Here is a 2,164-nt window from a genome sequence, read left to right on the forward strand (position 1 = left end):
GGGAGTTGAGGTTTACGGGGTAAAGAGCTTAAGAGAAATCGTGGCTTTTTTAGCGGGAGAAGAAGAGCTTAAACCGGAAAAGCCTCTTGATATTACCGAAATAGTCCGGGAAAAACCCGATGAGGAGCTGGACTTTGCCGATGTAGCAGGGCAGGCGGTAGCGAAAAGGGCTCTGGAAATTGCTGCGGCGGGAAATCATAATTGTCTGATGATCGGTCCGCCGGGAACAGGGAAAACTATGCTTGCTAAACGCTTAGTTTCAATTTTACCGGATTTAACCTATGAAGAAATGCTAGAAGTGACCAAAATTTATAGCGTAGCGGGACTTTTAAAAAATAAGCCTTTTATCACCCAAAGACCTTTTCGCAGTCCCCATCATACCGCATCAAAAATTAGTTTAACCGGTGGGGGAAGAAAACCGCGGCCCGGAGAAATTACCTTGGCCCATCTGGGGGTTTTGTTTTTAGATGAGCTACCCGAGTTTGGCAAAGATGTTTTGGAAGCTCTGCGACAGCCTTTAGAAGAAGGTGAAGTTACAATTGCTCGGGCGGAATCGGTGGCCACGTATCCGGCAAGGTTTATGTTAATAGCAGCTATGAATCCCTGTCCGTGCGGTTTTTATGGGGATGATGAGCGGTTATGCACTTGTACTCCTTATCAGGTACATAAATATCAAGCCAAAGTTTCCGGTCCCCTCCTGGATAGAATTGATTTACAAGTAGAGGTCATGCGGGTAAAATATCAGGAGATGGAAAACATTAAAAACAACGAAAACTCGGCCCAAATTCGCAAGCGCATACTTCAAGCACGACAAATTCAAGGGGAAAGGTACCGGAAATTAAATTTAAACATTACTACTAATTCGCAATTATCTTCCCGACAGATCAGGAGGTATATTCAGCTGACCCAAGAAGCTAAGGAATTTTTAAAGGCGGTTTTTGAAAAAAATACTCTTTCCAATCGGGCTATTGACCGCCTGTTAAAAGTTTCCCAGACCGTTGCTGATTTAGCGGGAAAGGAAGTAGTGGATGTGGAGGAAGTAGCTGAAGCTTTGCAGTTTAGGCTTTTAGAACAAAAATACTGGCAGTAGTTAAGGAGGAGGAAAAGATGGCTTCTGATTTTAGTTTTGATATTGTTTCTGAAGTTAATATGCCCGAGGTTAATAATGCTGTAAACCAGGCATTAAAAGAAATTTCTCAACGCTACGACTTTAAAGGCAGTAATGTTACAATCGAACTCAATGATAAGGAGAAAGAAATTAAAATTAATGCTGAGGACGAGTATCGACTTAAGAGTGCTTTGGATGTACTGGAGTCTAAACTTGTAAAAAGGCAGGTTTCTTTAAAATTTTTGGATTATGGTAAAATTGAACCTGCCCTAGGGGGTACAGTAAAACAGGTAATTAAGTTAAAATCAGGGATTCCCAGAGAAAAAGCAAAGGAAATAACTGAAACAATTAAGCAGTCTAAATTAAAAGTACAAACCCAGATTTTAGACGATAAGCTCAGGGTGTCAGGAAAAAAGAAAGACGATCTTCAAGCGGTAATCCGTCTTTTAAAAGAAAAAGATTTTGGTATTGTTTTACAGTTTACTAACTACCGTTAAAAAAACTGTCCAAGGTGAACTGGTATAAAGATAGTAGACAGATAAAAGTCTACTATCTTTTTATTTTGTATAATAGAGAACAAAGGAGATGATGAGTATGCCATCAGGTAGGCCAATTGGAGGGAAAAATCGATACTATTCAAAGGAGTTTAAACTTGAGGTTATAAACAGATGTTTAGCTGGCGAAAGTACACACACTAGGAAAGGAGTATTCAATTAACAGAAGTTTAATATGTAGTTGGATCAAAAGGTTTCGGGAGAAAGGGCCAGAAGCATTAGAAAATAAAAAGAAGCCTGGAAACCCTTTTGCAGGAATGCAAAAGAAAAAGAATTTGTCGGAAGTCGAACGTTTAAGATTTGAACTTGCAAAAGCTGAAGTCGAATTAGCAAAGTTAAAAAAGTTATACAAAATAGAGAGGAGGTTTGCCCAACGAAAGAAATAAAACAGTATTATTTTAGCTGCATCGATAAACTAAAAGAAAAATTTTCAGTAGAGTGGCTTTGCGAACTATTTGGTGTATCAAGATCTGGCTACTATAAGTGGTTAGGTAGAAAAGAT

2 protein-coding genes are annotated in these 2,164 nt (G+C 39.1%); both read left to right on the forward strand.

From position 1 onward, the window contains the following. A partial coding sequence (locus cpu_RS09690) for a YifB family Mg chelatase-like AAA ATPase (protein ID WP_234970230.1) occupies positions 1-1,090 on the forward strand: 1,090 nt, incomplete at its 5' end. A gap of 17 nt (positions 1,091-1,107) precedes the next feature. After that, on the forward strand, positions 1,108-1,605 hold the full coding sequence (locus tag cpu_RS09695; RefSeq protein ID WP_075859806.1) for a YajQ family cyclic di-GMP-binding protein: 498 nt from the start codon (positions 1,108-1,110) through the stop codon (positions 1,603-1,605). Positions 1,606-2,164: the final 559 nt, after the last annotated feature.

It is taken from the genome of Carboxydothermus pertinax (assembly GCF_001950255.1).
Classification (GTDB): Bacteria; Bacillota; Z-2901; order Carboxydothermales; family Carboxydothermaceae; genus Carboxydothermus; species Carboxydothermus pertinax.